The organism is Paenibacillus sp. GCM10027630, from assembly GCF_042676305.1.
Taxonomy (GTDB): domain Bacteria; phylum Bacillota; class Bacilli; order Paenibacillales; family NBRC-103111; genus Paenibacillus_S.
This window is the reverse complement of the sequence record NZ_JBHTGY010000012.1, coordinates 22,353-47,600: the sequence shown is the minus strand read 5'-3', so window position 1 is coordinate 47,600 and position 25,248 is coordinate 22,353. Positions and strand designations below refer to the sequence as shown.

Here is a 25,248-nt window from a genome sequence, read left to right as displayed (position 1 = left end):
TATAAATAATACAATCTATATTATATTAACACAATAATAATATTTAAAATATGTGATTTATATTGTGATATTGCAATATTGATTGAAGGGAGCGGCAATACTTATGGCGGAACCAACTGATACAATGAGGCGAATTCCCGCGCATCAAATTCAAGAGGTAGCGAAAGCGCTGGCGGGAGATTTGCGTTTACGTATACTGGAAGCATTAGGGGAAAGGCCCAAAAGCATTACCCAGCTGGTCGAGGAGCTGGGTGTTGCCCAGCCAACGGTCTCGATCAATGTGCAGGCTTTGGAGCAGGCAGGGCTGTTAACCTCCTCACAAGGAAGCGGGCGTGAGAAAATTTGTGCGCGCACATTGGATAAGCTGCTATTTGAGCTGCCGATGCGACCGGGAGAAGGATTACATGAGGTAGAAGAGTTATCCATGCCGGTAGGACTTTATACCGATTGCGAGATCGGCCCGCCTTGCGGATTGTATGGCTTGGAAGGCAAGATCGGCTGCCCGGACGATCCGCGGGCATTTTATATGCCGGAACGGGTACAGGCTAATATGCTGTGGTTTAGTGAGGCGGGTTATGTCGAATATTCGTTTGCCAACCCCCTGCCCAAAGGAATTCCCTTGCAGCAGCTGATGTTAAGCGCAGAGCTTTGCTCGGAAGCGGAAGGCTATAATCAGGAGTGGCCATCTGATATCTCCCTCAGCATCAATGGTAAATCGATAGGGACATGGACATGCCAAGGTGATTTTGGCGACAGAAAAGGGAAGCTGTCCTCCAATATTCCATTAGGGAGCTCACAGTACGGGCTGCTGACAGAGTGGAGCATCAGTGATGAAGGAAGTTGCATTAATGGGGAGAAATCGGCGGAAACCGTACTAAGTGACTTGAACCTGCATTACAACCGTCCGATTAAGGTTAGGTTGGAGGTGCATAAAGATGCGAAGAACTGCAGGGGATTGAACCTGTTCGGATCCGGCTATGGCGACCACCCTCAGGATATCAAGCTTCGTTTTGTGCGAAAAGCAGATTAAGCAATTATAAGGAGAGACAGGCGGCTAGTCCGATTCTGTCTTTTTTTGCATAGGGGTGGAGGAGCTATGGCCTCCGTGCAGGTCGTGGCCTCCGGTCTGGTCATGACCCCCGTGCTGGCGTGGCTCCCGTGCAGGTCGTGACCTCCGATCTGGCATCACCACCGTTGATTGCTCGGCTATAAAACCTGCCTTGCTGCTCCTGTTCCTACCGCTGCAAGCCGGCTATTCGAAGGCTTAGCCCTTTCAAAAGCGGTCGGAACTCCATACCGAATCCCCCCACCATACACCTGGATGCGCCAAAGACACCGCATGGCGCTTTTCTTAGTCGAAAGTGTAAGTTTTTATAGATGGGCTTGCTCAATCTTGAAAAACAGAGAAAGGTTTATTTCACTTAAATGAATGTTGAACTTTCTGCTCGTAAGATAGGTGCTGCTACAGCACGAATACATCTTCGATGGGTGGTACCGAATGGTTAACTGGAATTTCTGGCGCTAATTCTTCCTATCAGATGCTTGGTGGGGAACTTAACTGGAAAAGCTCCTTCTAATATAGATAATTTTAGGAAAAATACTTCAAAACATGGAATTTACATGGAGGATTTCCAGTTATTTGCGAGAAAATCTCTCATTTACCGGAATTAACGGGAGGATTCTCCGCTAATTATGGGGAGATGCCCCCGATTACGGTTTTGGCGTTGCATGAGAGTCTAGTTGTTTATTTTCGCCAAGTTTTTGATTTTTAAAGTAAGATGTGTTCCTATCGTGGTAAGTATGATTATCAAAGAAACACGAAATCAACATTGGCCGAAGCTCCACACTCCATTTTCTCTTCATGCACCAGCGTCTGGTTCGCACCCAAAAGGTGGTCATGATTTTCCTGAAGGTTTTTCTTACGAGATAAGGAAGTATAAGTTTGAAACGGAGGTTCATCTTCTTCGCAAGAAATCCTACAAATGAATCGCGGCCGCTCATCTTCGAAAAGTCTCGATAAAGGTTTTATTCTTTATAAATTTTCAGCAGAGCTGAGCAAGTCTGTTATTACAAGAAAAGCTACCGCTTAGTCACGAATGTATCTTCATAGAGAAGGCTTCGAATAGAAGCTTTTCCTATTGCCCGTATAAGGTCTGGGTAAGAGTCTATTTTTTCCGCTATGGGTGAATACCGTGTTCCCCATGGGTGATTCACCATAGACTGTTGATGTGTTCATCAGGAACATATGCCTTACTATTATACGGAGGTGTCCAACATAATGGAGAAATACAAACCGATGCAAATGCCTATGCACCATGTACCAATGCCTGCGCCAAACATGCCAGCACCAAACATGCAAATGCCTGTAATGCAAATGCCAGCCCAGGCACCGATGCCAGTCCATCACTACAGCGCACCCATCAATCTTCACGCCAGCTATGAGGAAATCAATATTTACGAGCCGAAAAAAGAGCACCATCATGGTCATGGTCATTGGCATAAGCCGGCAGTAGGATGGACAACAACGGGAACGATCCTGGTACTGTACATTCTCCTTGTTATCGTTCTTCGCGGCACATGCAAATAACCGTCCAGTAGACACAATGCTGTATTAGAGCAAGTCTGCTGCCATGATGGGAAGGCTCCTTACTTTTATTCGGGTGGGGGTAGGGAGCCTTTCGCGGGTGGCTTACATAGGCAAGAATGAGTTTACAAACGGATGGCTGTTTCGACTTCTACCGCGGCGCGTGAATCCCAGGGAGTTGCGGCATTTCCTGGCAGTCGGTCGAACCCCACGCGGAACTGAATTGGTTTATAGAGAGGCTTGATTAAATTACTTCTTGATTAGTCATTTTATTGATCCGGAGATCATAAGTTACCGCATAGGCTGTATAGCTGATTGGGGTTTTTTCAAATTGAAAAAGTTATAATTGACAGCACATTGTATTAACGTTAATATATGTTTATAAGGTTTGTGTTAACGTTAATACTGGGATGAAGTTGAAGTGAATGATTTGGCCCTCTAGACCGGCCAGCCAGTGAAGATGACATCGCAAAGAAAATGGGCTTATCAAATTCATACAGTCTCATTGAGCCTTACAGGATAGTGATCGAATTAAACTAGGCGCTTGTATAAAGGTTCAAAAGGTGGCAAAGGGTTTTAACTTCATATCGATTTCATAGCTCGTTTGTTTGATTCAGAACGAATTAAATGTAATCGGTTGCATTTCTCCTGAAAATTACGAACAAAACTATTTTCACAAAGGCTGCAGCATGATGCCTGATGATGACGAATAATGATGCGCAATATAAAGCGTTTGCCATGGATAATATATGAGCTCATTAAGCGGATGGATTTTTTTCCAAAAAATTTTTGTGGGGAAAACAGCTAAAGACTAGATCAAGCCGAACGCTCATCATTGGATTGTAAGCGCTGTTATACAAACAGAGAAGATACAATAAAACGGGGTTTATTATTAGAATGCCCTGAAACTAGGAGTGGATAAAATGAAAAAAATCATCGTTGGCATTATAGGAAGTGGATTTTCCGCTTCACTGCATGCAGAGGCTTTTCAAAAGGTGTATGGAGTTGAGGTCGTTATCAAAGCGGTTGCCGGGAACAGTATGGAGAAAGCGGAAGCTTTTGCCCATAAGCATCACATCCCGATTGTTTATTCGACCTATCGCGAGCTGCTGGAGGACAAAGAAATTGATGTTGTGGACTTATGCGTTCCCAATGTGATGCATGCTCAAATAGCTATTGAAGCGGCACAGGCGGGGAAGCATATCATTTGTGAAAAACCGATTACCGGATTTTTCGGTTCTCGTGAAGGTACGGAGGAGCAGAAGAAGCAATATTCGAGAGTTGCTTTAGAAGAGGCATTGGCATCAACGGATGCTATTCTTGAGGCGGTCAAACAAAATAAAGTCAAATTCATGTACGCGGAGAATTGGATTTATGCTCCATCGGTAATAAAAGCTAAGCGGCTGCTGGAAGCGGGAAGCGGGACTATCCTTGACATTCGTGCAGAGGAAAGCCATAGCGGCTCCCATGCCAAAGCTTCGAAAAGGCTGGAAACCGCTGGAGGCGGGTCGCTGCTCATTCTGGGCTCCCATCCGATAGCTGCTGCGATCCATCTTAAGAACTTTGAAGGAAGGATCAAAGGAGGGGAACCGATCAGGGTTCAGTCAGTTGTGGCAGATACCTCTCCCATTACTGAAACCCCCTCGTTCCAGGCGGAAGACAAACATTGGGTAGTTACGGATTGGGTCAATGTTGAAACCTGGGCAAGTATTATTATGACTTTTACGGATGGAACGAAGGCGGTTATTTTTGCTTCCTTTGCAGTGCTGGGCGGAATCAGGAATGTGCTGGATATTTACACCTCCAATTCCGTTATCAAATGCAATATGACGCCTAACGACGGCTGTATGATATATGCTCCTCATCCCGATATTTTCGAACAGGAATATATAGCCGAGAAGCTTGAAACGAAAGCGGGGTGGAATTATACGACACCGGATGAGGATTGGATCAGGGGGTATCCGCAGGAAATGCAGGATTTCATGGAATCTATCGCAGAGGATAGAGAGCCTGTCTCAGATGGACAGCTCGCGAGGGACGTCATCGAGGTTATTTATTCGGCTTATGTATCTGCAGAAACAGGTACAAGGGTGGAGCTTGCTGCACAGTAGACAAGAGAGGCTATCTTGAAAAGAGGGGGTTTTTCCGGTGATAACAAGCCGACCATTAAAATCGAATGCGACAGCCGCCAATAGGGTGAAGAAGAGCTATATAGTATCGAATTTCAAGAAATATCATATGCTGTACCTCATGTCCATACCCGGGATGCTGTACTTCATTGTTCTCAAGTATGTGCCCCTTATAGGTTCAATCATAGCGTTTAAGCAATACAACATTTTCAAAGGGATATTCGGCAGTCCGTGGGTCGGACTCAAGCATTTTCAAGATATGTTCAGCAATCAGGACGCTTTCAAAATTATTGCCAACACCTTCATCATCAGCATGTACGATCTGCTTATCGCCTTTCCGGCACCATTAATTGTCGCCTTATTGCTGAATGAGCTGCGGCTGGTCATTTATAAGCGCATCCTGCAAACCGTCATTTATATGCCTCACTTTTTATCATGGGTAATCATCAGCGGTATTTTCATCGGCATTTTATCGCCGACCACGGGAATAGTGAACGCTTTTATCAAATGGCTGGGTTATGAACCGATTTATTTCATGGGACTGGAATCCTTTATTCGACCGATTCTTATATCAACCGGTTTGTGGCAGGGGGTCGGCTGGGGAACGATTATTTATTTGGCAGTGCTGGCCGGGATTAACCCGGAGCTGTACGAAGCGGCCAAGGTGGATGGCGCCAATCGTTGGCAGCAGACGCTTTCCATTACATTGCCGAGCTTGCTTCCAACGTTTACTATCTTGTTCCTGCTTCATATCGGACATTTCCTGGATTTCGGCTTTGAAAGGGTTTATGTGTTTTTGAATCCTCTCAATCACGTGCCTGGAGATATTATTGATACTTACATTTATGAAGTCGGTTTGCAAAAATCGCAGTACAGCTTCACTACAGCCATAGGACTTTTCAAATCGATTGTAGGGCTTGTTCTGTTGTTAATAGCTAATCTGCTCAGCAAAAAGGCTACGGGAAATAGCCTATATTAAGGTGGTGTGCATATGGAAATCCGAAACAGCTTCAGCAGGAATGTTTTTAATGTTTGCAATGTGACCTTATTAACCGTTTTATCGCTCAGCATGTTGCTTCCCTTTTTACATGTAATAGCCAAATCCTTCAGCAGCTCCAACGCCATTATAAAAGGGGATGTCATCTTCTGGCCTGTAGATGTTACCTTCAATAACTATCAATATGTTTTCAGTGATGTATCCATATGGAAGGCCTTCGGAGTATCGGTTTTTATTACTACGGTAGGAACGCTTATCAACCTGATTGCCACGGCGACCTTCGCGTATCCGTTGTCCAGACCTGAATATATGGGACGTAAATATATGCTGATGATGGTGCTGTTCACGATGATTTTTTCCGCACCGTTGATTCCTACTTACCTGGTTATTAAGTCGCTGCATTTGGTCGATACGATCTGGGTTATGATTATTCCAGGTTTGATCAGTGCCTTCAATTTCTTCGTCATGAGGTCGTTTTTCGCTGACATTCCTGGTGCCTTGATCGATTCCGCCAGAATCGACGGCTGCTCTGAAGGCGGCATACTCGTGAAGATAGTGCTTCCCTTATCCAAACCGGCGATTGCGACTATGGCGATATTTTACGGGGTAAGCCATTGGAATAGCTATCAAACCGCCTTGTATTATTTGAACGATCGTACCCTTTATCCGCTTCAGCTCAAGCTTCGACAAATGATCGTCAATCAGGAGTTGTCCAATGCTGCGAATTCGTCCTTTTCCGATATGATCGTCCAGTCACCGGAAGGCATACAGATGGCAACCGTCATCGTGGCTACTGTGCCGATTTTACTTATCTACCCCTTGCTGCAGCGTCATTTTACAAAGGGCATGATGATCGGTTCGTTAAAGGAATAGGATTCTATTAAAAAAAAGGTGGGAACGAAATGAGAGTTCAATTGGTGAAAAAAGGATTGCCGATCACGCTGAGTACGATGCTGGCCTTTACAGTAGTTGCAGGTTGCAGTGATAATGCTGCTCCGCCAGGAAAAGCGCCTGCTCAAGGAACGACCGCCCCCAAAGCTTCGAATGAAGTAGTGCCTATTTCGATGGCTTTGCGTGTGTATGCGACGTATGTCGAGAAGATTCCGAGCCTTAAGGACGACCCTTATTTCAAGAAATTAGAAGAGCTGACGCATACCAAGCTGGATATCAAATATTTGGCGAAAGAAACAGGAGCATATGGCACAAAGCTGGACTTGATGTTTGCTGCCGGGGATATACCTGACGTCGTGCAAACCTCGGGCGGAGGCTATACGAACGAGAACGGACAGACGCTTGTACAAGCTATTGAGGCAGGCACGTTTTTACCTTTGAATGATCTGATCGATAAATATGGACCTAATCTCAAAAAGAAAATTCCGGAAGCAGCATGGGAAGAACAGAAATTCAGCGATGGCAAAGTGTATTCTCTGCCTGAGTTTCTCTCCAATCCAAGCAGAAAGGCTGCGATCATCCGTAAGGATTTGTTGGATAAAGCGAAGCTGCCTGTCCCTAAAACAGTCGAGGAATATTTAAACGTCCTAAGGGAATTTAAGAAAATGGGGTTATCGCAGCCTTTTGTAGGAAGGGAGAAATTTAATTTTTCCGATATGTTCCTCGGAGCCTACGATGTCATGCCGACTCAATGGACTTTAGGTCCAAACGGCGAGCCTGTTCCCAAATTTTTCAATGTAGCTAACATGGAAAAGGCGATTAACACCTACAAAACGATGTACGATGAAGGCTTAATGACCAAGGATTTCGCTACCCAGCAGTTTGCCGATTACAAGCGGGCGATCATTACAGGCCAAGGCGGTTTATTTACAGCAAATGCGGCGGATGTTTTGAGCTATGATGTGCAATTGAAACAAAATGTGCCTGACGGCAAGCTGGAAATTGTCCCTTCACCTACAGGTACCGATGGCAAGGGCGGCAGTACGCTAAGCGGCACGGTCATTCGGGGTTATATGATCAATAAAAAGGCAAAAAACCCTGAGCGCATTATTCAATTTTTCGACTGGATGTTGTCGGACGAAGCCGATAACTTCTTCTCCTACGGAATTGAAGGAACCGATTACACCAAGGATAACGGAAAAATAAACTACAAGCTGCCTGTTACCACAGATGAAGCCGGCAGAGAAGATTGGCGTAAAAATGACTTCTGGCTGCTCCATGATGCCACTTACAATAAAAAGCTGCTTGAGCTGACTCCGGATGGTCAAGCGGTATTGGGTAAATTCGATAGCGTGATGTCCAAGGAAGGCCGTGACGGTATACGCTGGAAGGAAGAACCAAAGGCTCTATCTACGACTCCTGACCTGCAAATGAGCTCTATTCCTAAGCTGCTCAACGAGCACATGGCTAAAATGATCATCGGTCAAGAGCCGCTGGGCTGGCAGAAGGTTGTAGACGAATGGAAGAGCAAGGGCGGCGATAAAGCGCTGAAGGAAGTTGCCGAGACTTATAAACGCGGTGAATTTATAAAACCAAGACGGTAGTACGTAACTTTCATATAAATCATAACGAATACTAGGAGGCAGAGAAAATGATTACTGAATTGAACCATGTTGGTATTGTAGCTGGAGATGCCGAAGAAAATATTAAATTTTATGTGGATATTCTAGGCGGGAAGATTGTTAACGAGAGCTATATTCCAGGCAATAACACCAAATGTATATATGTACAGCTGGGCAGCGGTATGATTGAGCTCTTATGCCGGCAAAATGAAGCGGACCGTGTTAATCTGGGGCTGAATCACGTTTGCTTCCTTACGGACGATTTGGATGGCGATTACGAAAAGCTGCTTGCAGACGGCTTTGAATTTCAATTCGCACCAAAGGTAGCCGGATCAGGAGACGGCAGGCTGACCTTCTTGACGGATTCCATCGGGACTCGCGTTGAGCTTATTCAAAGAGATAATACGTATCGCGTTGCTGATGTTGGGGGCCGGGTGCTAGGATTTGACCATATTTCCTTATCGGCTCACGATCTTGAGGCAGCAGAGCAATTTTACTCCGAGAAAATGGGCATGAAAGAGCTTATCCGCATGAAGGTGGAGGCGACTGACTTAACGATGGTGTACCTGAACTATGGCTATGATGTAATTGAATTGCTAAATCGTCCTAATCAACAGCCGGTATCTCCTCCGATTGGACATATCGCTTTGAGAGTGGATAATGTTGACGAGCTGAGTGAATATTTCGTTTCACAGGGATTGGAAATACTTCCGGGCTTCCCGAAAACAGCGGGTACAGGGATTGGCAGAATTACAATGGTTAAAGACCCGAATGGTGCAAAAATTGAGTTCGTAGACCGTAAGGATCTGAGAGAACTATAAGTTGAGCTCCGAGCAGTTTTGTAGCATGGTGAAGGTTGCAAGAAATTGTGTGAGATCATAAACAATAAGTTACTGTAAAAATATACACAGTCGTGCAGCTATAACCATAAGGTTATAGCTGCATTTCAACATAAGGGGAAGGAGCCCTATACGTTATGGCTAAATATAAAGTGGTTATTACGGATTACGAATATAAAAGTCTTCAAATCGAGCAAGATGTTCTGGCACAGCTGGACGTTGAGTTTGTTACATCAGCACAGTGCCGGACGGAAGAAGAGGTTATTGAGCTTGCAAGGGATGCAGACGCGATCCTGAATCAATATGCACCTATAAGTGCAAGGGTCATTCAAAATTTGAACAATTGCAAGGTGATCTCCCGCTACGGCGTAGGTGTAAATACGATCGATCTGGATGCGGCAACTCATAAAGGAATCGTTGTTGCCAATTGTACCGACTATTGTATCGACGAGGTCGCTGATCATGCGCTTGCGCTGCTCTTGGCATCCGCTCGCAAGGTTTCTTTGCTTGACGCCTACGTTAAACAGGGTGTGTGGGAATACAAAAAGGCGATTCCGATTTACCGTTTGAGAGAAAAAGTATTAGGTTTGGTGGGCTTCGGCAAAATTCCTCAAAATTTATGTCTTAAAGCGAAGGCGCTCGGCTTACGAGTCCAAGCCTATGACCCGTTCATTACAAGTGAGATTGCTTCCCAATACGAGATTGAATTAGTTGATTTGGATACTTTATGTCAATCATCGGATTTTATCTCTGTTCACGTCCCGCTAAACCCACGAACTCAAGGGCTTATAAGTACGAAACAATTCAGCCTGATGAAGCGGGAGGCCATAATCATTAATACGTCCAGAGGGCCTTTGATCAATGAGCAAGCAATGATCACAGCGCTTCAAAACTCTCATATTGCGGGTGCTGCTCTGGATGTGCTTGAGTATGAACCGATTAGACCGGATAATCCGCTTTTACAAATGGAACAGGTAATATTGAATCCTCACGTTGCCTGGTATTCTGAAGAATCGGAACGGGAATTGAAAGGCAAAGTAGCTCAAAATATTGTAGATGTCCTTTCAGGTTTTTATCCACAGTATTTGGCTAATGCCCAAGTCAAAAATAGCGCAGCCCTGAAAGAGCGGAGCGCCAGATTATGATACAAAAGGTGAAAGAGGGCATCTACAAACAGAATGTTAGGTGATTATCTATGAACAGACGAGTGAGGCAGCAAGATATAGCAAGGAAATTAGGCGTGTCTATTAATACGGTTTCCTTAGCCTTAAAGGACAGTGGCCGCATTAATGAAGATACTAAATTAAAGGTTCAAGAAGTCGCCAAGGCGCTCAACTATATTCCTAATTCAATCGCCCGTTCCCTCGTACAAAAAAGAACCTTTGTCATTGGATTTATATTGCCTAGCATTACGAACCCTATTCAAATCGAAACAGCCCAGAATATCGAAAGAAAGCTGTTAGCTAACGGCTATAACATGATGCTGATGACCAGTGATTACGATAAAAATTACGAAACCAAAGCGCTGGATATTATGCTGTCACGCCAAGTTGATGGAATCTTCATGTTTCCAACCGATATACAGAACCAGAAGAAAAGTCAGGAAAAAATTAAGGCTATAAGAGAGGCGAATTATCCTATTATCCTGTTATCCGGCGGGAACTTTAATCTGCCAAGTGATTCCGTGTATATGAACCAATATCTTGGCGCTTATAAGGCAACCAGGCATTTGACAAGCTTGGGCCATAAAGAAATAGCGATTATATATGGAGGGGCAAGAAATACGGAAAAACACCAGGGCTATATCGCTGCTCTGAAGGATAGCGGGCTTGAATACAACCCGAATCAGGTGGCTACAGTAGAAAATTCCAGCTATGAACAGGGCTATCGTGCCGCATCCAAAATTTTGAGAAATGGGTCAGCTACGGCAATTCTTGCATCGGGCGATTATTTGGCACTCGGTGCACTCCGTTGGTGTCGTGAGCAAGGTTTAAGGGTACCTGAGGACGTAGCCATTATAGGCTTTGATGATTTGGAGGCTTCCCGATTTGCAGAAATTCCGCTAACGACTATAACTTATAAAGTTGAAGAACTAACTACCCGGGCTACAGAGCTTCTATTCTCGTTAATATCAGATCAGGAAACATCCACATGGCTAAAGCCAAAAAGAGTTGAAATCGAGCCCACTTTAGTAATCAGACAATCATGCGGATTTAAAAAAAGGAGCGGAGGACTTTTCAACGGAAAGTTAGATTAATCGGGGTCAGGGAAACCCAATTAAGGAAGCTGGAAGAGCCGTGAGAAATTCAAAATCATTGGATTTTTTTCCCTAAGGTGCTATCACTTGAGATATAATGAGAATGATGAATGCATTTCTATCCATACCAGCGGATGAGCTCGAAGTGGCCGCCGCATATTCCAAAAATATTGCATAGAGGAGATAAAAAAATGAAGTTATCGTTTACTACGTTAGGTTGTCCCGGTTGGTCGCTTGACAAGATTGTACGGAATGCTGTGGAGTACGGCTTTGATGCTATCGATTTCCGTGGTTTGCAAGGTGAAATGAATGTATGGAAGCTTCCGGAGCTATCGACGAATGTGAAAGAGTCACTGGCTCTCATTAAGGACGCCGGATTGAAGGTATCCTGTTTTTCCAGTTCCGTGCAAGCGGTGTCAGCAGAAAAAATCGAGCAAAATCTCGAAGAAGTCAAGGAATATGCACGGCTATGCGAAGCTTTCGGGACTCCCTACATACGGGTTTTCGGCGGTAAAATAGGGGATCTCGACCGTACGGAAGCTACGCGTTTAATCGTGAAGCATCTGAAGGAAATGGCCCAAATCGCCGCCGCTTCCGGAGCCAAAGTATTGGTGGAAACGCATGATGATTGGACCGATTGCCGTTATATGCAGCCGGTGATGGAGCAGGTGAATCATGAAGGAGCCGGCGTCCTCTGGGATTTGCATCATCCGTACCGCACAATCGGCGAGAAGCCAGAAGATACATGGAATGCTTTGGGCCAGTGGATTGAATATACCCATGTCAAAGATTCGGTCAAGGTGGACGGAACAGGCCGCAGACACCCTCATAGATACGTACTTACCGGTCAAGGCGATATCCCTTTGAAGGGTATGTTTCAACTGCTTAAGGACAAGGGTTATGAAGGTTATTACGTGTATGAATGGGAAAAGGCTTGGTACCTTGAGGAATTGGAAGAACCGGAAGTGGCTTTCCCTCAATATGCGCAGTATATGAGGAGTGCAGCGGAGGAGTTGCGATGAGTAGAATAAGAGTAGCTATTATCGGCCAAGGCCGCAGTGGATTAAACATTCATACGAACTCGTTAAGCAGTATGAAAGAGCAATATGAAATTGTGGCTATAGCCGATGCGGCACCGGAAAGATTGGAAAGAGCTAAGCGGGATTATGGATGCGATGTTGTAGCGGATTACAACGAATTGCTTGGTCGGACTGACATAGACTTAATCGTCAATGCCGCTCCTAGTCAGCTGCATGTTCCGGTTACCCGCTTATTTCTTGAAAATGGGTTCAATGTAGTCTGCGAGAAGCCTGTTGCCCGAACCGTTGCCGAGCTGGATATGCTGGAAGAAGCAGCCAAGAGGTCAGGCAAGCTGCTGGTTGCCTTTCATCAAAAACGATACACTCCCGGATTTGTGAAAGTGAAGGAAATTATAGATTCGGGAATAATCGGCAGGGTGGTGCATGTCAGCATTGTGGATAGCAATTTCTCCCGCAGGTGGGATTGGCAGACGCTTCAGGCGAACAACGGCGGCAATCTGCTGAACAACGGTCCGCACTCAGTTGATCAGGCTTTGCAAATTTTCGGCACGGACTTGATGCCCAATGTCACCTGTTTTATGGATAGAGCCAATACTTCCGGTGATGCGGAAGATTATGTGAAGGTAATTTTACATGGCAAAGGCCGGCCTGTTATTGATATAGAGGTTTCCTCCTGCAACAGCTATCCAAACTGTACGTACCACATTCAAGGTACCAATGGCGGGATTAAAGGGACAACGACCCATTTGGATTGGAAATATTTCAAGCCGGAGGAAGCGCAAGAGCATGAGCTGGATACGCAGCCTATTGCCAATGAGCAAGGCGAGCCTGCATACTGCCGGGAGCAGCTGAAGTGGTATGAAGAGAGCTGGGATTACGAGGGAGACCCGAGCAATAAAAAATTGATGAACGCTATGACGGAAACCTTTTATAACATGCTGTATCAAACCATAATTCATAAGGCTCCTTTGGAAGTTACCCTCGATCAAGTCCGCCAGCGTGTCGCGGTTATTGAGGAATGTCATCGGCAAAATCACATGGACTAACATTCGTATTAACGATAATATTTACGAATGCCAACATTTTAGATGAGGTGCAAACATATGATAGGGCTTAGCTGCCATTCAAGAAACTATGGGCCGGGAACCCCGGATGAAACCTTTTCATTCATTAAAAAATTAGGGTTTGATTACATCGATGTAGATGGCGTTGAGACTATAAAGCAAGCGGATGTTTTGGAGAACCCGGATCAACAAGCCCAAATTACGAAAGAGCTCTCCCAAAAATATAACATTAAATTGGCTGAATATTTTATGGGCAATATGCAGTTGAATGGACAAAGCTATAGCCCCAGTGAGCTTGAAGTTCATCAAAGAGATTCCTTGTATGGGAATTTTGATAAAATCTGCAGGTTTGCCAGCCAGTCCGGTTTTTCAAGTATTGTTGGATCGGCGGGCTTGCTTAGAAAAGATATGGGCTATGAACGTTCCTTTGAATACGCGGCAGAGGTTCTAAGAAAACTGGTTAGCATTGCCGCCGATCATGGCGTTCAGTTCCATGTGGAACCCAGCATGCATTCGCTGTTGAAGCTCCCGGCTAAAGCGCTGGAAATGGTACAGCAAGTGCAAGGCTTGAAGTTTACATTAGACTTCTTGCATTTTCAAGCAAAGGGAATCGATCAGGATGAGTCTATGCAGCTGCTTGAACATATGGGTCACATGCATGCTCGGCAGTCAGCGGTTGGTTGGGCGAAATGTCCTTATGAGTTCGGGGAGATTGATTATGACCGGATTATGAAAAGACTGCGCGGGCTCAAATGGAAAGGGATTATAGCCATGGAATTTTCTAATGGTCCTGCTGAAGAGGCTGCCGGCATGAGTCCTGTCGAACAGACAATATTGATGAGATATGAATTGAAGCGCCTTATTAAAAAATACTTCTAAGCAGAGCGTTATTAGCAATCCTGAAACAAAGCAGGAGTTAGTACTAAACGAGCTTGAGCAGGCTAGTTCTTAATGCTTTTAACAATGGGAGGAAGTATAGCATGATCGTAGGATTAGGGGAATGGGGCTTACAGTACCGTTCGATAGAAGAGCATTGCAGGATAGCAAGAAATTTCGATCTTCGTTATTTGGAGCTTGGAATAGGGGGTGATTTTCCCGGACGGATTCAAAGGGATATCGGCCAAAAGGGTATAGACGATCTTTTAACTTGTATGAAGGATTACGGTATCAAAGCTCCGTTCGTGGCATTGGACAACGATTTTACAATAGCAGGACAGGAGCAATTAAGCAAGATGAAGGAGCGGGTAGCTCATGACATACGGCTTGCTTCCCGCCTGAATGCCACCCATGTTCGATTGTTCACAGGATTCGAGCTTGCTGCTGAGATGACGGAGGAACGCCGGGCATGGATGCTGCAGGCATTTGTCGAGATGAATGATCTTTGCTCGGAATTTGGCATGGTGATCTCTATAGAGACACATGGGCGTAATACTCCAATGAACAATGGATTCATCCATGAACATACGACATCCACGGAGTGGAACTCTTTGCAGCGGCTGCTTAAAGAATTGCCGTTCAATGTCGGCTTCAACTTCGATCCCGGTAATCTAAAAGCCGTTGATCCATCGAGGCCATTGGCGGATTACGCTAAACTGCTGGGAGGAAGGATCAATTACTGTCACTTGAAGGATTGGAAACAGACTGATAATTATTGGGTAGCATGCGCGCCTGGTGACGATGATCTGAATTATGATGAGCTGCTGAAGGATGTGTCCTTTCAAGGTGTCTATCTGATCGAATATGAACAGGTGGACGATGTGGTAGAAGGAATAGGCAGAAGCCTGAATTATTTACGTTCTATTCGTCCCGATCTTAGAATAGACTGATAATATAATTTTGTTGACAATATATGGGTTAACAGGTATGATGTGATCAAGTTAATAATTGTGACGGAGATTAAGAGATTCACATAGATTGCATGTTAAATAAGACATGTTAATTTATGTTTTTTTTTATTCTCTTATTATTCACATACTTCTCTGAAAGGGGCGAAATCGGAAAAATGATGGATCGACCCAGAGATGAAGAGAAAGCGCTTTACCTTCAATAAGAATGCAACTCATAAGAAAGGGGTATGCCGAATGCCAAATAATGAAAGCGCTTTAAACTTAAGGGCGGATGTAAGGGTTCGAACGAAGAAAAAGAATGGGGGGGAGAATGTTTTAGCTTATTTATTTTTAGCTCCTTCCCTGATCTTGTTTGTTACGTTTCTTTTTTATCCAATGGCCAAATCAATCTACTTAAGTATGACGCTTACGGACCCGAGAGGAAGGGTCGTTGAATTTGTTGGTCTCGAAAATTTTATGGATTTACTTGGATCCGGACAGTTTTATTCGAATTTAAAAGTGACGTTGCTATTCATCCTGCTAACTGTACCCACTTCGATCATATGGTCTCTATTTTTGGCGGCCATCACACATAATAAATTACGGGGCATGAAAATATTTCAATTCATTTTTTCCCTGCCAATCGTCATATCGGTGGGTACAGGGTCCATCATCTGGTTCCTGCTGTTCCATCCGACTGCCGGGATGCTGAATTACTTTTTAAGTCTGGCGCATATCGATCAGATCCCCTGGTTAACGAGTCCTTCATGGGCACTGGTGTCAATCTCTCTTATGACGATATGGATGAATATGGGGTTTTTGTTTATCGTCCTGTCCAGCGGTCTACAAGGGGTTCCGGAAGAAATTTATGAAAGCGCTAAAGTGGATGGTTCCGGTCCTGTACGAACCTTTGTCCAAATCGTCCTCCCGCTTTTATCGCCTACCATTTTCTTTGCCTTGATCGTGTCTGTGATTAGTGCTTTTCAGGCTTTCGGCCAAATTCACATTTTAACAAAAGGCGGTCCAATGAATACAACGAATGTAATCGTATATTCCATCTACCAGGACGCTTTCGTCAATTTCCGTTTTGGGATTGGAAGTGCACAGGCTTTGATTCTTTTCGCGATTATTATGATCTTGACCGTAGTGCAGTTTAAAGTTCTGGAAAAGAAGGTGCATTATCAATGATAGCGAGAAGAATCGCGCCGACTCTGAATTACTTATTGCTGATGGTGCTGGCTCTAGTGGTTTTGTATCCGCTTATATTTACTGTATTCTCATCGTTCATGACAGATAAGGAAGTCTCGAACTTCCCGCCCCCCTTATTTCCTTCTCAGCTGTATATGGAAAATTTCAAGAACGCCATTGTCGGCTTTCCAATCATCCGTTTTATTCTTAACAGTGTTATTGTCTCTTCGGGGATCACTGTGAGCCAGATTATTACGTCAAGCCTGGCAGCTTATGCCTTTTCATTTCTGAATTTTAAGGGGAAAAATATTCTGTTTGTCGTCTTTCTTTCGACCATGATGATTCCTTGGGAAGTCACCATCATTCCGAATTATTTGACTATTAAGGATTGGGGATGGATGGACAGCTACCAGGGACTGATCGTTCCCTTTATGGCCGGTGCCTTCGGGGTGTTCTTACTTCGCCAGTTTTTCCTGCAGCTGCCTAATGAGCTGTTTGATGCGGCCAAAATCGACGGATGCGGTCATCTCAGAAATTTTTTCTCGATTGTGCTTCCGCTTTCGCGTCCTGCTCTGGCCACTTTGGCGGTGTATGTTTTCCTTACGCATTGGAACCACTATTTATGGCCCCTTCTGATTACGAACCGGGCTTCCATGAGAACAGTGCAAATTGGAGTTGCTATGCTGCAGCATGCCGAAGTCATGTCGTGGAATCTGATTTTGGCAGGGGTTACGTTGGTTCTGCTTCCTTCATTTCTTTTATTGGCCTTTGGAGTGAAACAACTGGTACGTGGAATTACCTCAGGCGCATTGAAAGGTTAAACTAGCGTTGATCCGTCTGTTTACCTAACAGGCTAATCATATATTTTCATTCATTTTGAGCGAGGAGATGTATAGACAATGGGGAAAAAAGGGTTTACGAGCTTAGTTTTGGCAGCCACCATGATGTTTCTTTCGGCATGTAGTGTAAATATGGGGGAAAGCACGGACAGTAAAAAACCGGAGCCAGCCAAACCAGGAGCAACTGCAGCAAGCGGACCTAAGAAAGTGGTCTTCTGGCATGCGATGGGTGGAGCGAATACTAAAGTCGTTGAGCAAATGGCGGCCGATTATAACGCTTCCCAGGATAAAATAAAAGTAGAAGCGGTTTATCAAGGAAGTTACGATGACCTGCTCAGCAAACTGAAGGCATCGATGGGTACAAGCGAAGGCCCTTCAGTCGTACAGATGTACGAGATCGGCAGTCGCTTCATGATCGATTCCAAAGCGATTACTCCGATGCAAAATTTCATTGATGCAGATAAGTGGGATGCGTCGCAGCTGGAACCGAATATTGCTGGTTACTATACCCTGAGCGGCAAACTATACTCTATGCCGTTTAATACATCTAATCCGATTCTCTACTACAACAAAGATTTGTTTAAAGCAGCCGGTCTTGATCCTGCGAAACCTCCGAAAACTTTCGAGGAATTGAAGACTGCGGCAGATGCCATCACCAAGTCCGGTAAAGCTACTGGAGCAAACTTTGCGATTTACGGCTGGTTCATAGAGCAGTTATTTGCCAACCAAGGTGCGGAATTCATAAACAACGGGAACGGTCGGACTTCGATGGCAACCGAATCACTGGTGAACTCGGATGCGGGCGTGAAAGTGTTGACCTGGTGGAAGGACTTGGTGGACACGAAGGCTGCAAACAATCTGGGCCGCAAGACAGATGATTCCAAGAAGGCATTTTCCGCTGGACAGGTAGGGATGATCCTGGAGTCCACGGCAGCACTTAAAGGGCTTGTTGATAGCGCCGGCGGCAAATTCGAAGTGGGCACAGGCTTCCTCCCGAAACCAGCAGATGCGAAAGAGGGCGGCGTCGTTGTCGGTGGAGCCAGCTTGTGGATGATGAACAATCGTCCCGATGATGAGCAAAAAGCAGCTTGGGACTTCATCAAATTTTTGACTTCACCTAAAGAGCAGGCATACTGGCACGTGAATACCGGATACTTCCCGATCACCAAAAAAGCTTATGACGAAGAGATTGTAAAGACTAACCTAAAACAGTTCCCTCAGTTCCAGACTGCGATTGACCAACTTCACCAAACGAAGCTGAACACAGCAACACAGGGCGCGGTCATGGGTGTATTCCCGGAAGCAAGACAAATTGTTGAAGGTGCGATCGAAGAAGTGCTCAACAGCAAGAAGTCTCCGAAGGAAGCTTTGGATGCAGCAGCAAAAGAAATAACTTCCAAGATTCAGCTGTACAACAAAACAGTGAAATAGTTAAAGCTTGTTCATGTGTACGTTCTTGTGCTTGGCTAGTTTCAAGCAGCAAATGTTAACATGGTATAGACTAGCCCTCGCGTTGAAAATGACGCGGGGCTTTTTTTGTTTTGTATAGTTTTAGGGAGGGAGCTTAGCGAGAGCGAAGCTTGACCCTTAGGCTAGATAGATGTAGGGACATGCTATCTTCTCCCCCAAATACCTAAGAAAATATCAACCATTTAGGTAGCATAGTTCTTTAGAGCGCCAAAGTATGAAGCAGGGTACCCTTTCTAAGTTCTTAACATAAATGAATTCTTACTATTTTTTTCGTATTCAATCATCATCGAGCGAGCTCCTTTTTATAAGCGGGGAGTAGTTATGTGTTTTAAAGGTCTTTAACGGAACTTGAAATTCCGTTATTTAGTCTGGAGCATCCAATTTAGGATGATAGCGGAAGTCAGAATTCCGCTATGTGGGGCGAATGATGAGAAATATGTACAAAACAGAGCGATAGCGGAAGCAACTGTTCCGTTATCGCTCTGTTTTTGTGTGCTTTCTAAGCCATAACGGAACAATTACTTCCGCTAATTCTTCGACTAACAAAGAAAAGCACTTGGCAGCTATAAATGCCGCATCGAAGACTGGTTAAGAGTAAGAAAGCACGCACAGTAAATAGTAGAACAAAGAGAACATCGGTGTGGGAGGGGGAGGAGTGATAATGAATGTATCTTCATCAAACGGGCTTCGAATAGAAGCCTTTCTTTCAGCAACTTAATATAATCTTAAACTGTAGTTTACAATCGGTTGACAATCCGGGGGCCAATTTATATTAGGATATTATATGAACATACATTAATTTATCTGGGGGGACTTTGTTTTGAACAAACTTACTAAAGGATTACTCGCTACCAGCTTGCTTCTATCTATAATGCCAATTCCACTATCCAGTGCTGCGGATGAAGTTAAAACTACAGATTCATCGAAACCAACAGAAGCAACAAAGCCAGCAGCACCAGCAACAGCATCCAAAAACCTTATTGTTTTAATTGGTGATGGAATGGGCCCAGCACAGGTTACAGCTGCTCGTTATTTTTCCAAAGCTGCGCTGGGTAAAGACAAATTGAATTTAGACGGCTATTATGTTGGCCAAGCTACTACATATGCAGATCCAGGTGAAGATGGCGGAGTATTCGTTTCCGGAGCGGTAACGGATTCGGCTTCAGCCGGAACAGCTTTTGCAACGGGTAACAAAACATACAACGCGGGTATCAGTATTTCGAATGAAGATGTTTCCAAACCGTTTGCATCCATTATTGAAGCTGCGGAAGTAAAAGGCAAAGCAACAGGTTTGGTTACTACAGCCAGAATTACCCATGCTACTCCGGCTGTTTATGCCTCCCATGTTCGCTCCCGTGATAATGAAAATGCTATCGCATCCCAATACTTGGATAGTGGCGTAGACGTACTCTTTGGCGGCGGTAAAGATTTCTTCGTAGGCAAAGAAGAGAAAGGTAAGCGTACAGATAAAGGAATCATTGGCGATTTTGAAGCAAAAGGCTATAAAGTCGTTGAAAATACAGACAGCTTAAAATCCTTGACTGCTAAAAACGAAAAGGCTCTAGGATTGTTCGGTAGATCCCATGTAGCTTATACGCCTGACCGTGACAATACGATCCCAAGCCTTGGTGCTATGACGGAGAAGGCGATTGAAATTTTGTCTGCTCAAAAAAATGGTTTCGTTATGATGATCGAGGGCGGACGTATTGACCATGCTTCCCATGCAAATGACTTCCCAACTGCAGTACAAGAAGCTTTGGATTTCGATGCAGCTGTGAAGGTTGCTATGGATTTTGCTAAGAAAGATGGCAACACATCCGTTGTTATTACAGCTGACCATGAAACAGGCGGACTGTCTTTGTCCCGTGACAACATCTACGAGCTGAATATTGATTTGTGGGGCAAGCAAAAGAAATCATCCGAGTTTATCAACGCCGCTCTAGCTAAAGCCAAAACGGTTGAAGAAGTTCGCGCTATTGTTGCTGAAAATACTTGGATCACTGATTTAAGCGATGAGGAAGCTGAGTTTATCATTAAAGGTGACGGTTCCTCTTATAAGCAAGAAGGTGCGTATAACGCAGTCGTGTCCAAACGATTGTTAGTTGGTTGGGCTGGCCATGGTCACTCCGCGGTTGATGTTGGCGTATGGGCTTATGGTCCGATAGCTGATATGGTAAAAGGCAACATTGATAACACACAAATCGCATTCGCAGGGGCAAAAGTTGTAGGTTTGGATCTTGCAGCCACTTCTGCTGAAATGCAAGCTAAATACTTGTACCCTAAGTTTAAAATTACCCGCGAAGGCGCTGTACTTTATCCGGTAAAAGCTTTAGCTGACAAATTGGGTGCAACAGTAGCTTGGGACGAAGCTTCCCACAGTGTAAAAGTTACTAAGGGCGCGCAAACCTTGACAGTTAACGTAGAGAACAACAGCGTAACACTGAACGGAAAAGAATCTTCACTTGCAGCTAACCTGGATAATGGAACGCTTTACTTGTCTCTTGATGCATTCAACCAACTGACTGGCATGAGCATGAAATGGGATGCTTTATCCGAGCGTCTAATTTTAAAGTAATTCGATAACGGCTTACTATACTATACCGAAGCAGGAGAACTTTTTAGAGTTCTCCTGTTTTACTCTTGAGGTGAAATAAGTGATCATTATGGACCGTGTTGTCAAAACCTTTTTGTTGAATGGCAAAAGCCTGCCAATACTTGATGTGCCGCATTGGGAAATAGAGCGGGGACAAAGAGTTGCTATTATAGGGCCAAGCGGTAGCGGTAAAAGTACGTTGCTGCATTTGTTAAGCGGTATTCTTAAACCGGATAGTGGAAGCATAAGCGTCGATCTTAAGCCGTTGCATGAATTGTCTGAAGCTGCCAGGGATCAATACAGAGCCGAGAAAATCGGTTATATATTTCAGGATTTCCATTTAATTCCATCTTTGAGCGCAGAGCAAAATATTGAGCTTGTGCTCCCATCGCATATAGCAAAAGCAGACAGAAAAAAGAAAGTTCATGAATGGTTACAGAAAGTAGCCATGCTCGATAGAAAAGATCATAGACCTGCTCAATTATCTCGCGGCCAACAGCAGCGTATAGCTATCGTAAGAGCGCTTATCAACAAGCCGTCTCTTATTTTAGCCGATGAGCCTACGGGAAGTCTTGATTTTGAAACAGCCCGCCAGATTATGTCTCTGTTAATCGATCTATGCGATGCAGAAGGAAGCACTTTAGTTGCTGTCACTCATGACTTGCATTTATCTGAGCTTTTTCAAAAAACCATTCACATCAATGAAATCAATTCGCTTGTAAAGCGTGATATATCGAAGAACATAACCAATGAAATAAAGGTAGGCTAACCATGTTGAATCTTATATGGAGAAACATTGTGTATCGCAAGACGCTGTCTCTTTTGACTATCATTTCCGTAGCGCTGACGGTTGCGCTAGTAGTTATTCTTATGCTCGCCAAAGCGGGAATTGAAGAAGGAGCAGCGAAGGGCTACGGTCCTTTTGAGCTGACTGTCGGTGCCAAGGGGAGCGAATCTCAGCTTGTTTTAAATTCACTGTATCATGTGGGCACACCAACAGGTAATATCCCTCATTCTATTTTGGAAAAGCTGCAGAGCAATAAAGAGGTGGATAAAGCTTTTGCTATGACTACGGGCGATAATTATAACGGGTACCCTATTGTCGGTATCGGGCCCGCCTATTTTCCGGTAAGATATGGTGAACGAAGTTTGGCAAAAGGAAGGCTGTACAATCAGCTCGGAGAGGTTGTTATAGGCTCGCATGTCGCGAAGATGGCAAGCTTGAAAGTGGGAGATACATTTAAAGGCGGACATGGTCTTGTTGAACATCATGAAGCGGAAGAGATGGAGCATTCGGATCACGATGCAGAGGAGGAAGAAGCGCACAGCCAATTTATTTATACGGTAGTGGGTATACTCCCCACTCTGAATAGTGCGGATGATCGGGCGCTTTTTACAACCCTCGACTATGCTTGGAAGGTTCATCACAATGAGAAGGCCGAGCAGCAGGAAATAACAGCTATTTTGGTCAAACCGAAGTCTCTGGGTGGTACTCAAGCGATTAAGCTGGAATATGACAAGCTGAATAATATCCAGGCGGTTTATACAAGTAAAGTCGTTGCGGATGTAGTCAATATGGTTGACAGAGGAACTGAATTAATTACAGTCGTAACCGTATTATGTATTTTGCTTGCCACCATTTCTATTGCGCTGTCTCTGGTCGCCGCTATTCATGAGAAGCAAAAGGATGTTGGTTTATTGAGATTGATCGGCAAATCGGCATCTTTTATATGGGTTACATTAATTGGTGAAGGGCTGCTTATCACAACCATCGGTCTGGTATTAGGTGTTTTTATAGGCCACCTGGGATGCTATCTGGGCAGTAATATGATGTTTGAATTCTCGGGTATTCATATTAATGCGTTTGCTATAGAAGCTACCGAGCTTTACTTAGTAACAGGTACTATCGTGCTAGGTATTCTAGCCTCCGTTGGTCCAGCCTATCGGGTGTACAAGGTTGAAACTCTTCAATTATTTAGAAGCTAAGCAGGAGGTGAACATCATGAAGTGGATAAGTTTAATTGTAGGGCTTGGTATTCTCCTATCCGCGTGTGGAAATAAAGGTTCCGAGCAGCAGGTTCATACGTTTTCTGAAGCAATGCCGTTAGTGCAGCCGCAAAAGTCAGCTTCTGCGAGCCCGGTCGTCACCGAAGATAAGAAGCCAGCAGCAGAGAAACCGGAATTGAAAAAAGCTGAACCAGCTGCTTCAGTCGATGCTCCCGTAGTTCCAGTATTGAATAATAGCGTCACTTCTCCCCCAGTTGATCCCCCGAAGGAACAGGAGCAAGTGAAGGTAAAACAAACGGACCAACCCGTTAAACAACCGGAACAGCCGGTTAAGCAAGCTATAGAGACGGCAGCAGCTGTAAAAGTCGAACCACAGGTTGATACTGCCGCTGAGGAAAAGAAAAACACCGAGAAAGAGAAACAAGAAGCAGCACCTGCAAAGAAGCCGGCGGCAAGCGCTAATCAATCAGAGATTAAATGGGCGGAGTTTTTCGACAACGATAAGCAGACAACTCCCTCGGATAAGTTTTGGGATTTAAGCGGGAAACAGGTGGAAATCAAAGGATATATGGGTGAAGTGCTGTCGATGGAAAAAAACTGGTTCCTGCTTATTCCTCAGCCTGGAGCCGAATGTCCCTTTGACAACGGAGATGAAACCTATTGGAACCAGATCATGATCGTCTATTTACCCAAAGGGGATAAGCTTCGGTTTACTACAGGTCCTCTAAAAATCACCGGCAGACTGGATGTCGGGATTAAGGTTGACGAGTCCGGTTATAAGACTATGTTCAGGATGTATGATGCAAAGTTTGAAAAGATAAAGGAATAGCAATAAATAGGGAAGTCCTGATCCGTAAAGTAAGCGGTGACCCCAAAGATGTGGCGCTTTAAGCATAAGCCAATCTTTGAGGTTACCGTTTATTTCAGTTCGAGGCTTAGCTTGCTTTCGGTAATCGAATCCTAAATAATGGGTAATATAGGACAGTATCATACGAAGTGAAGGCGGGATGAAGGGAAATGAATGAGGTTATCGATTTATTAAAGAAACACACATCCATGCGCAAATTTACAGAGCAGCCTGTCACCGACGAACAGCTTCGCACCATTGTAACCTCGGCACAGAGTGCCTCGACCTCCAGTAATGTCCAGGCGTACAGCATCATAAGGGTTTCGGACCAAGGAATGAAGCAGCAGTTGTCCGTTCTATCCGCCAATTATTCTTATATCGTGGAGTGTCCATTGTTCCTCGTGTGGTGCGCTGATCTGCACAGGCTGCATAAGGCATACGGCAAGCATGAAGATGATGAGCCTGTTTATATAGGCACAATGGAGAATTTGATTGTAGCCACAGTCGATGCTTCATTGGCCGCGCAAAATGCTGCGATTGCGGCGGAGTCGATGGGGCTCGGTATTGTCTACATCGGCGGCATTCGCAACCATATCGCGGAGGTATCCAAGCTGCTTAAGCTGCCGCAACACGTGTATCCGGTATTCGGCATGTGCATCGGATACCCGGATCAGCAGTCGGGCCCGCGTCCTCGTTTGCCGCTGGATGCGGTGCTGCATGAGAATACATACGACTCCGACCGTATGACGAAGTCTGTCGAGGACTATGACCGTACGATGAAGGAATATATCACCCTCCGTACAGGCGGCAAAAGAACCTCGACTTGGACCGAGGATATGGCCAATAAGCTTAAAACTCCAGCGCGGCTTCATATGAAGAGCTATCTGGAGGAGCAGGGGTTTGGCAGAGATTAAGTGATCAGCAGAAAAAAGGTCTGACTGGCGAGGGTCAGGTCTTTTTTCTATGAAATGAATGCCATAGCCCATATTACAGCAGGGATCAATCCGATCGATATTTTTACTTTCAGACTTTTGGTGTTGAAGGCTTCAATGAGA

21 protein-coding genes are annotated in these 25,248 nt (G+C 44.7%); all 21 read left to right on the top strand.

Translation table 11 applies throughout. The annotated features are described in order from the left end of the window. The first annotated feature begins 103 nt into the window (after positions 1-103). Positions 104-1,030 carry an ArsR/SmtB family transcription factor gene (locus ACFQ0C_RS07135; protein ID WP_379365337.1) on the top strand — a complete coding sequence of 309 codons (927 nt, stop codon included), beginning with the start codon at positions 104-106 and terminating at the stop codon, positions 1,028-1,030. A 1,266-nt stretch (positions 1,031-2,296) separates the two neighbouring features. After that, positions 2,297-2,587 (top strand): hypothetical protein, encoded by a 291-nt coding sequence (locus ACFQ0C_RS07130; RefSeq protein ID WP_379365335.1) that lies wholly within the window; start codon positions 2,297-2,299, stop codon positions 2,585-2,587. A gap of 920 nt (positions 2,588-3,507) precedes the next feature. Then, positions 3,508-4,695, top strand: coding sequence for a Gfo/Idh/MocA family protein (locus ACFQ0C_RS07125; protein WP_379365333.1), 1,188 nt, complete (start codon positions 3,508-3,510; stop codon positions 4,693-4,695). Between the two features lie 85 nt (positions 4,696-4,780). Continuing rightward, a complete protein-coding gene (locus tag ACFQ0C_RS07120) occupies positions 4,781-5,692 on the top strand; it encodes an ABC transporter permease (RefSeq protein WP_258216880.1) in 912 nt (303 codons plus the stop codon). Positions 5,693-5,704: 12 nt separating this feature from the next. Beyond that, positions 5,705-6,583, top strand: a complete 879-nt coding sequence (locus ACFQ0C_RS07115) for a carbohydrate ABC transporter permease (protein ID WP_379365330.1) — start codon at positions 5,705-5,707, stop codon at positions 6,581-6,583. Between the two features lie 29 nt (positions 6,584-6,612). Beyond that, on the top strand, positions 6,613-8,205 hold the full coding sequence (locus tag ACFQ0C_RS07110) for an extracellular solute-binding protein (protein ID WP_379365328.1): 1,593 nt from the start codon (positions 6,613-6,615) through the stop codon (positions 8,203-8,205). A gap of 47 nt (positions 8,206-8,252) precedes the next feature. Next, positions 8,253-9,044 (top strand): VOC family protein, encoded by a 792-nt coding sequence (locus ACFQ0C_RS07105; RefSeq protein WP_379365326.1) that lies wholly within the window; start codon positions 8,253-8,255, stop codon positions 9,042-9,044. Between the two features lie 155 nt (positions 9,045-9,199). Next, on the top strand, positions 9,200-10,207 hold the full coding sequence (locus tag ACFQ0C_RS07100) for a C-terminal binding protein (protein ID WP_379365325.1): 1,008 nt from the start codon (positions 9,200-9,202) through the stop codon (positions 10,205-10,207). A 50-nt stretch (positions 10,208-10,257) separates the two neighbouring features. Further along, positions 10,258-11,319 (top strand): LacI family DNA-binding transcriptional regulator, encoded by a 1,062-nt coding sequence (locus tag ACFQ0C_RS07095; RefSeq protein ID WP_379365323.1) that lies wholly within the window; start codon positions 10,258-10,260, stop codon positions 11,317-11,319. A 191-nt stretch (positions 11,320-11,510) separates the two neighbouring features. Next, entirely contained in the window at positions 11,511-12,341 is an 831-nt protein-coding gene (locus ACFQ0C_RS07090) for a sugar phosphate isomerase/epimerase family protein (protein ID WP_379365320.1), read from the top strand. Next, on the top strand, positions 12,338-13,405 hold the full coding sequence (locus ACFQ0C_RS07085) for a Gfo/Idh/MocA family protein (protein WP_379365318.1): 1,068 nt from the start codon (positions 12,338-12,340) through the stop codon (positions 13,403-13,405). The genes ACFQ0C_RS07090 and ACFQ0C_RS07085 overlap by 4 nt, the downstream gene beginning before the upstream one ends. Positions 13,406-13,462: 57 nt before the next feature. Beyond that, positions 13,463-14,302: a sugar phosphate isomerase/epimerase family protein gene (locus tag ACFQ0C_RS07080; RefSeq protein ID WP_379365316.1), complete on the top strand. Its 840-nt coding sequence runs from the start codon at positions 13,463-13,465 to the stop codon at positions 14,300-14,302. Positions 14,303-14,403: 101 nt separating this feature from the next. Beyond that, entirely contained in the window at positions 14,404-15,249 is an 846-nt protein-coding gene (locus ACFQ0C_RS07075) for a sugar phosphate isomerase/epimerase family protein (protein WP_379365314.1), read from the top strand. A gap of 255 nt (positions 15,250-15,504) precedes the next feature. Further along, positions 15,505-16,437: a carbohydrate ABC transporter permease gene (locus ACFQ0C_RS07070; RefSeq protein WP_379365312.1), complete on the top strand. Its 933-nt coding sequence runs from the start codon at positions 15,505-15,507 to the stop codon at positions 16,435-16,437. After that, complete coding sequence (locus ACFQ0C_RS07065; protein ID WP_379365310.1) at positions 16,434-17,258, top strand: carbohydrate ABC transporter permease; 825 nt, start codon at positions 16,434-16,436, stop codon at positions 17,256-17,258. The genes ACFQ0C_RS07070 and ACFQ0C_RS07065 overlap by 4 nt, the downstream gene beginning before the upstream one ends. 78 nt (positions 17,259-17,336) lie before the next feature. Continuing rightward, complete coding sequence (locus ACFQ0C_RS07060) at positions 17,337-18,707, top strand: ABC transporter substrate-binding protein (RefSeq protein ID WP_379365308.1); 1,371 nt, start codon at positions 17,337-17,339, stop codon at positions 18,705-18,707. Positions 18,708-19,617: 910 nt separating this feature from the next. Further along, positions 19,618-21,321: an alkaline phosphatase gene (locus ACFQ0C_RS07055; protein ID WP_379365356.1), complete on the top strand. Its 1,704-nt coding sequence runs from the start codon at positions 19,618-19,620 to the stop codon at positions 21,319-21,321. Between the two features lie 88 nt (positions 21,322-21,409). After that, positions 21,410-22,108 carry an ABC transporter ATP-binding protein gene (locus ACFQ0C_RS07050; RefSeq protein WP_379365354.1) on the top strand — a complete coding sequence of 233 codons (699 nt, stop codon included), beginning with the start codon at positions 21,410-21,412 and terminating at the stop codon, positions 22,106-22,108. Positions 22,109-22,137: 29 nt separating this feature from the next. Further along, positions 22,138-23,325: an ABC transporter permease gene (locus ACFQ0C_RS07045; protein WP_379365306.1), complete on the top strand. Its 1,188-nt coding sequence runs from the start codon at positions 22,138-22,140 to the stop codon at positions 23,323-23,325. A 16-nt stretch (positions 23,326-23,341) separates the two neighbouring features. Then, positions 23,342-24,175 carry a hypothetical protein gene (locus ACFQ0C_RS07040; RefSeq protein WP_379365304.1) on the top strand — a complete coding sequence of 278 codons (834 nt, stop codon included), beginning with the start codon at positions 23,342-23,344 and terminating at the stop codon, positions 24,173-24,175. 188 nt (positions 24,176-24,363) lie between these two features. Beyond that, entirely contained in the window at positions 24,364-25,107 is a 744-nt protein-coding gene (gene nfsA / locus ACFQ0C_RS07035) for an oxygen-insensitive NADPH nitroreductase (RefSeq protein ID WP_379365302.1), read from the top strand. The last annotated feature ends 141 nt before the right edge of the window (positions 25,108-25,248 follow it).

Excerpts from the sequence above, each read along its gene's own strand:
- ACFQ0C_RS07135 (WP_379365337.1), top strand. The coding sequence starts at position 104 with ATGGCGGAACCAACTGATACAATGAGGCGAATTCCCGCGCATCAAATT.
- ACFQ0C_RS07130 (WP_379365335.1), top strand. The coding sequence starts at position 2,297 with ATGCAAATGCCTATGCACCATGTACCAATGCCTGCGCCAAACATGCCA.
- ACFQ0C_RS07125 (WP_379365333.1), top strand. The coding sequence starts at position 3,508 with ATGAAAAAAATCATCGTTGGCATTATAGGAAGTGGATTTTCCGCTTCA.
- ACFQ0C_RS07115 (WP_379365330.1), top strand. The coding sequence starts at position 5,705 with ATGGAAATCCGAAACAGCTTCAGCAGGAATGTTTTTAATGTTTGCAAT.
- ACFQ0C_RS07110 (WP_379365328.1), top strand. The coding sequence starts at position 6,613 with ATGAGAGTTCAATTGGTGAAAAAAGGATTGCCGATCACGCTGAGTACG.
- ACFQ0C_RS07105 (WP_379365326.1), top strand. The coding sequence starts at position 8,253 with ATGATTACTGAATTGAACCATGTTGGTATTGTAGCTGGAGATGCCGAA.
- ACFQ0C_RS07100 (WP_379365325.1), top strand. The coding sequence starts at position 9,200 with ATGGCTAAATATAAAGTGGTTATTACGGATTACGAATATAAAAGTCTT.
- ACFQ0C_RS07095 (WP_379365323.1), top strand. The coding sequence starts at position 10,258 with ATGAACAGACGAGTGAGGCAGCAAGATATAGCAAGGAAATTAGGCGTG.
- ACFQ0C_RS07090 (WP_379365320.1), top strand. The coding sequence starts at position 11,511 with ATGAAGTTATCGTTTACTACGTTAGGTTGTCCCGGTTGGTCGCTTGAC.
- ACFQ0C_RS07085 (WP_379365318.1), top strand. The coding sequence starts at position 12,338 with ATGAGTAGAATAAGAGTAGCTATTATCGGCCAAGGCCGCAGTGGATTA.
- ACFQ0C_RS07080 (WP_379365316.1), top strand. The coding sequence starts at position 13,463 with ATGATAGGGCTTAGCTGCCATTCAAGAAACTATGGGCCGGGAACCCCG.
- ACFQ0C_RS07075 (WP_379365314.1), top strand. The coding sequence starts at position 14,404 with ATGATCGTAGGATTAGGGGAATGGGGCTTACAGTACCGTTCGATAGAA.
- ACFQ0C_RS07070 (WP_379365312.1), top strand. The coding sequence starts at position 15,505 with ATGCCAAATAATGAAAGCGCTTTAAACTTAAGGGCGGATGTAAGGGTT.
- ACFQ0C_RS07065 (WP_379365310.1), top strand. The coding sequence starts at position 16,434 with ATGATAGCGAGAAGAATCGCGCCGACTCTGAATTACTTATTGCTGATG.
- ACFQ0C_RS07060 (WP_379365308.1), top strand. The coding sequence starts at position 17,337 with ATGGGGAAAAAAGGGTTTACGAGCTTAGTTTTGGCAGCCACCATGATG.
- ACFQ0C_RS07055 (WP_379365356.1), top strand. The coding sequence starts at position 19,618 with ATGCCAATTCCACTATCCAGTGCTGCGGATGAAGTTAAAACTACAGAT.
- ACFQ0C_RS07050 (WP_379365354.1), top strand. The coding sequence starts at position 21,410 with ATGGACCGTGTTGTCAAAACCTTTTTGTTGAATGGCAAAAGCCTGCCA.
- ACFQ0C_RS07040 (WP_379365304.1), top strand. The coding sequence starts at position 23,342 with ATGAAGTGGATAAGTTTAATTGTAGGGCTTGGTATTCTCCTATCCGCG.
- nfsA (WP_379365302.1), top strand. The coding sequence starts at position 24,364 with ATGAATGAGGTTATCGATTTATTAAAGAAACACACATCCATGCGCAAA.